The 6,472-nt window shown below is 32.6% G+C and carries 5 protein-coding genes; 1 reads left to right on the forward strand and 4 read right to left on the reverse strand.

Annotated features, from left to right (window positions below; all coding sequences use genetic code 11):
- Window positions 1–337 precede the first annotated feature (337 nt).
- Complete coding sequence (locus tag GOQ24_RS01465) at window positions 338–2,524, forward strand: S9 family peptidase (RefSeq protein WP_160338987.1); 2,187 nt, start codon at window positions 338–340, stop codon at window positions 2,522–2,524.
- 165 nt (window positions 2,525–2,689) lie between these two features.
- Here GOQ24_RS01465 and GOQ24_RS01470 read toward each other — a convergent pair whose 3' ends face one another.
- From GOQ24_RS01470 to GOQ24_RS01485, 4 genes are all read right to left on the reverse strand, one after another.
- Complete coding sequence (locus GOQ24_RS01470) at window positions 2,690–3,667, reverse strand: zinc-binding alcohol dehydrogenase family protein (RefSeq protein WP_160338984.1); 978 nt, start codon at window positions 3,665–3,667, stop codon at window positions 2,690–2,692.
- 69 nt (window positions 3,668–3,736) lie between these two features.
- A complete protein-coding gene (locus GOQ24_RS01475) occupies window positions 3,737–4,309 on the reverse strand; it encodes a Crp/Fnr family transcriptional regulator (protein WP_160338985.1) in 573 nt (190 codons plus the stop codon).
- A gap of 93 nt (window positions 4,310–4,402) precedes the next feature.
- Window positions 4,403–5,317: a hypothetical protein gene (locus tag GOQ24_RS01480; protein WP_160338986.1), complete on the reverse strand. Its 915-nt coding sequence runs from the start codon at window positions 5,315–5,317 to the stop codon at window positions 4,403–4,405.
- 129 nt (window positions 5,318–5,446) lie between these two features.
- Window positions 5,447–6,136, reverse strand: coding sequence for an HAD family hydrolase (locus GOQ24_RS01485; RefSeq protein ID WP_155091465.1), 690 nt, complete (start codon window positions 6,134–6,136; stop codon window positions 5,447–5,449).
- Window positions 6,137–6,472: the final 336 nt, after the last annotated feature.

Below are 6,472 nucleotides of genomic sequence, written 5' to 3' on the forward strand. Positions count from 1 at the left end.
CCTGTGATATATACTACCTTCCCGTTGATTTGTTTCATTTGTATTTGTTTATTTTTATAAAAGTACAAAATAAAAGAGCATTTATTCTCATCCAAGTTTTCAAGCCTAAAAGTTCTTTTTGTAAAAGAATAAAATTATGCATTATGACAATAACTAATAGGTTTTAACGTCAATAATTTTAATATTGACAACTTATTTAAAGATTATGGTGGTAAATAACAAGCTAAATTTGACAAAGAGCTTTTGAGTTTAACAGGGGATTACTCCTCTATTTTTAAAGGAATATTGTATGTACAGCACAATTAGTTTAAATTAGCTTTTTAAACTTAAAAATATGATAAAAAAAAGCTCGCTACTATTTTTACTACTAACGGGTAATATACTATTTGCACAAAGAGATTTAACTATTGCAGAGGCAACAAGAGCACAATATTCACAGTTTGCTCCAAAGAGCTTAGCTCAACCTCAATGGAAGAATGATAGTGCTTTTACTTTTGTAACATCACAAAGAGATAGTTTACTTTTAAAGTCAAAAGAATTAAAATGGCAAGACCAAACTATTCTAACAGCTAAGCAACTTGAATTAATCTTAAACCAGAACTTTAAAAACAGTCCTTTTGAATTAAACACTATTCCATTTGATTTTAAATGGGTACAAGACAATGTCGCTGTTTTTACAGTTATGGACAAAGAGAAAAAGTTTAAATACAATATTAAATTAGATACGAAGGAACAAAAAGTAACTAACTTCTTTAAATACAATAGTATTGCTCAAGAGCAAACAATATCTCGCAATGAGAATTACCTTGCTTGGTTAAAAGACAATAATATCGTGATTACTGACAACAAAGGAGCTGATATGGTTGTTACTGAAGATATCAATATTGATGTTGTTAATGGAAGTGGAAGTACTCACCGAAACGAATTTGGTATTGACACAGGTATGTGGTGGAGCCCAAAACAAGATCAATTATTGTATTATAGAAAAGACCAAAGTACAGTTACAGATTATCCTTTAGTTCAATGGGGTGAACGAGTAGCTGAAAATAAGAGTATCAAGTACCCAATGGCTGGTATGACTAATGAACGCGTTTCTTTAGTTATATTCGATGTTCTTACAAAAGAAAAAGTAACATTAGATACTGGATATGAAGATCAATTTCTGACGATGGTAACCTGGGATCCTTCTGGTAATTATGTATATGTTGGAGTTTTAAACCGTCATCAGAACCATTTAAAACTAAATCAGTATAATGCTGCAACAGGTGCATTTGAAAAAACATTATTTGAAGAAAAAGCGACTACCTATGTTGAACCTTCTCAAGGATTAGTTTTTACACCTAATAAAAAATCGTTTATTCACTTCTCTGAATCAGAAGGATATAGACAAATGTATTTATATAATACAGATGGCAAATTAGAACAAAAGTTAGGATTTGAGAATGTCATAGTTTCTAAATTCTTAGGATTCGATCATGAAGGAAAGCACGCTTATTATGAAGGAGTTACTAATCAAGGGTTAGATAGACAACTTTTTAGAGTTAATTTAAAAAAGGGAAAAACGGAGCAATTGACTGAACTTCCAGGAACACACAACGTTGTTTTAAACAAGAGTAAATCAGTTTTCTTAGATCAATTCAACAATTTAGAGACTCCTAATAAAGCTGTTGTCCAAAACACGGATAATAAGAAAGAAATTGAGTTATTTGAAGCTGTTAATCCTTATCAAGGTGTGATTAACATGCCTAAAATGGAATTGGTTAAGCTTAAAGCAGGTGATAATAAAACAGATTTAAACGCGCGAATTATTTATCCAACAAACTTTGATCCAAACAAGAAATATCCTGTAATGGTTTATGTTTATGGTGGACCTCACGCACAGCTTATTACCAACTCATGGTTAGGTGGAGCAAATTTATTCTTCCACTACATGGCCCAAAACGGTTATATTGTCTTTACTGTAGATAATAGAGGTAGCTTCAATAGAGGACGTGATTTCGAACAAGTAATTCACAGACAGTTAGGACAAGCTGAAATGCAGGATCAATTAAAAGGAGTTGAATACCTAAAATCACTTTCTTTTGTAAATCAAGACAAAATCGGTGTTTATGGATGGAGTTTTGGAGGTTTTATGACTACTACCCTATCTATCAATCATCCAGAGATATTTAAAGTTGGAGTTGCAGGAGGACCAGTTATGGACTGGAAGATGTATGAGATTATGTATGGAGAGCGATATATGGATATGCCTCAAGAGAATCCTCAAGGATATGAAAAGACAAGTCTATTGAATAAGGCGGATAAATTAAATAACAAACTCCTTATTATTCACGGAGCTCAAGACCCTGTAGTTGTACAGCAGCATTCTATGGAGTTCATAGAGTCGTGTATCAAAGAGAACAAACAGGTTGACTATTTTCTTTACCCAACGCATGAACATAATGTACTTGGGAAAGATAGAATTCATTTGAATACAAAAATTGCAAATTACTTCTTTGACTTCTTAGAAAAACCAACAAAATAAATAAGACAAGAGGCTGTTTAGTTAAACAGCCTCTTGTTATTTTATATTCTATTGATTAACATTTTTAATAACAGTTGGTTAACTTGTTAATTATTGCGAATTTGTAAATGCTTTATCACTTGATACAATTGATTATCAAAATTAGAAAAGAAGAAGTTAGCCTCTCTATGCTACTTTGAATACAAGTCTAACATTGCTTTTTAATGATTGATTCCATACTTGTGTTACTTCTTTCCAATTATAGGAAATAGTATCTAAAAAAAGTTTCTTCTCACAAGCTAAATTAAAAGCTTCTGGTAGCAACTCCCTAAAGAAAAGATCAATATCGTCTTGAGGCCAACTACCCAATCCTGAGCCTAATAAGACTAAATCAGTCCCTCTTAAAATAGAAGAAGATAACTGCAAATCATCACCAGACATAGCTCCCACATTGACAAATCGAGTATGGTGTTGATAAGCTCCTTTGCCTTTTAAAGTGTTTAGTATGACACTTGCACTCTCTCCCCATAAATAATCAATGACGATGTCAATAGGAAACTCTTGATTTAATTTGTGTATTTGTTGACTTAATTCTTCACTTGATTGAGTTAAGCTGATAAGTTGATCTGCGCCATAGTGTTCTAATTTTTTGAGTGCATCAGCATTGCGACCTGTTACAAATACTTTACTTGCCCCATAATATTTGGCCATTTGCACTGCTACTTGCCCGGTTACACCTGTTGCGCCATTTATCAGTACAACTTCTGATTTTTTGAGCTTTGCTCTTAACATCAGAGCTATAACAGACCCCATCAAAGCATTTGGTAAAGCAGCCGCAAGTGCTATATTCATTCCTTTAGGCAGCGGAACTATCTGATTTTTATCTACATAAGCATATTCACTTAAAGTTCCTTGTATTCCAAATCCATATACTAATCTGCCATCTTCAAGCTCACCTACAGCATCAGTTCCTATGACAAATGGATTGAAACTCTTAGTACTCACAGAATAATGCTTACCACTGGCTATGGCTCTATCTAAGTTTTTAATAGCAACAGCTTTAACGCGCATAAGCACAGCATTTTTCGCAATAGCCTTTGATGATTTAAAATTGGGAGTATAAGTGGGAGTTTTCCCTTTTTCTTCTACAATTACTGCTTTCATTTTGTTTAATATTTAGATTGTAAAAGTAGTAGTGGCTCTACATCTAAAGCGATAACATTTGTTATCAATTTAGCTTTTGAGCAATTTTTTCTTGATACGACTTAGATGTACCTTAGAAATTCCGATATAAGATGCAATATAATGTTGAGCAATGCGCTTTATTAATTCAGGTCGCTGCTCAACTAAATTTAAATAACGCTGTTCAGGAGTAGATTGAACAAAAGATAAACTGCGTTGCATATAATCAAAGGTACGCTGAAAAATAGCATCAATAAACAGATTTCTATAAGCTTCTTCTTGTAAAGTATTGTCTAATAATGGTTTGAGATCTTTCTTGTCAGCGACCCAAACTGTTGTAGGTTCTATAGTCTCTAACGTAAATAGACTGGGAGTACTCTGCCAAAAACTTTCAATTGATGCAACTAAGCTATTTTCAAGAAAGAATTGAAAGGTAACTTCTTGACCATCTTTGTTTAACCAAATACGCATACACCCACTCTCAATCCAAAAGATTTTCTCAGCAACTTGCCCTTGGGCTAATAAAACTGTTTTGCTCGGATATGACTCTATTCTAAAATGAGATTGATACTCTTCCAGAAATGATTTGGTTAGCACAGATTCTCTATCTATATATTCGAACATACCTTAAATGTTTTCTAATTAAAAAGCTATAATTGATTGGTTTTACTAAGATACCAACATTTTTCAATTACAGACAGAGTCAAAAAAACATACTCAATCTAATTGAACTATCTTTTTTGATAAATAATATCGGTGATATGCCAATGCTATGAATAGCGAAAAACTACTCAATAAAACTGTTAGCCAAGGCAAATTGATTACCTGTTCTTTAGAAAATATAAATACTAAGAAAGGAAAAGCATACGCTGGTGGCATCTTCATTTGAAATAGCTCTAATAAAAAGTATATTGACAATAGCATCAATATAGTAATTACAATCCAATTGGAAATACAAAGATAGAGGACTACTCCTATAGAAATAGACAAACTCAATACTGCTATCTGTTTAACTACCATTTTAATTGTATATTGTTTCATATGCAGTGTCTCGTAAAGAACCACAGCAATAGGTGGTATAACAACGTATTTCTCCTTACCAAAAAGCAGTGCAATCAAAATAGTACTCAAAACAATCCCTGCATAAACAGTCATTGCTGTAGTATTTACTTTACTATTTCTATCTATATTCTTGTTTAACTTAAATAAATAGATGCCAATCATCAAGATAAAAGTAGTAGCTATAATAGCGTATACAAAAGACCAATGTGTTGCATTAGTAACAATAGGTAGAAAGCCAGTAGCTAAAGCGGGTGGTAAACTATAGTTAATTACTTTCATTAATATTAACATGAAAAACAATATTCCCACTATTTTAACGACATAAGGTATCTCTAACATATTTATGCTAAATCCAACAAAAGCGGTAATGGAAGGTAGAATAAAGACCTTTTCAGGTTGTCTTAACCAAGCTTTCTCCTGAAATACCCATAGCCCAATTGTCAGTGCAGCTATCTCTGGTAACACGATTTCTCTATCTTTAAACAGTACTGCAGCGGCCACCATACTAACAATAAAGGTAAAGGCTACTAAGTAGTTCTTTCTATTTGGAATGTTTAAAAGATAATTCATTTGCCTATTGATCTAAGATTATGTGGACAAAAATACTTGAAAAACTCCCTTTAACTTTTATACAATTTTGAGTTTTTGTTATCTTTTTTGAAACACAAAACTCATCTATGGTGTAGATGAGTTTTAATCTTATTTGAGAAAATCAACAACTTCTCTGATGTTATCTAATTTGTAATATCCTTTATGGTCAACTGCTTCTACTACTTCATGCGCCCAAGTTACGTGAAAGGGAATATGCAAGGCATTGGCTCCAATTTCTAAAACAGGAATAATATCTGATTTTACTGAATTTCCTACCATCATAAATGCTGGGGCAGTGATATTCAATTTGTCAATTAACTTGTGGTAATCTTCTGTCTGCTTATCACTCATGACTTCCACATGATCGAAATACTTGCCTAAATTTGAGTTCTTGAGTTTGCGTTCTTGATCTAACAGATCTCCCTTAGTTGCTAAAATAAGGGTGTAATCTTTACTTAAAATCTCCATTGTCTCCTGTACACCATCTAATAAAGTAATGGGCTTATCTATTAAAGCATGGCCTAAATCCAGAATTTGCTGCATCAAAACATCATTCATTTTCCTTTGAGTTATCTGCATAGCTGTTTCTAATAAGCTAAGTAAAAAGCTCTTGGCTCCAAAGCCATAACGACTTAAATTCCTCATTTCTGTTTCAAACAGTACTCTCGAAGTATCTTCTTTTGGGAGAAAATCTTTTAATAACTCACAAAAAGCTTGTTCTGTTTGCTGATAATATATTTCGTTATCCCATAGTGTATCATCTGCATCAAATGCGATGGTCTTTATTCTATTACTCATACCTATTAAACTTAATTTTGGCAGTAAATTTAAGGTCTTTCCAGTAGCTCGGATAAGACATTTGTCTATTATTAGAAATCACTTTAATACAATTAGTAAACTTATTGAGTATGATAAGAGGTAATTCTATTGCAAAGAGATTTCCACTGTCTCTATTTTCTTTTGATGCTTAAGCAGCCAATTATATAGTTCTATATGTCTATATAGATCCTCTACACTTCCATGTGTTCCGCCTTTTATTGGTCGCAGACTGTAGTTAAAACTATGCACTTTAGTGCATTTAGCTTTCAGCTTCTAAAAATGTTTACCTTTGATATATGGAATATCAACGAACCG

This window comes from Myroides sp. LoEW2-1 (assembly GCF_009767705.1).
In the GTDB taxonomy this organism is placed as follows: Bacteria; Bacteroidota; Bacteroidia; order Flavobacteriales; family Flavobacteriaceae; genus Flavobacterium; species Flavobacterium album_A.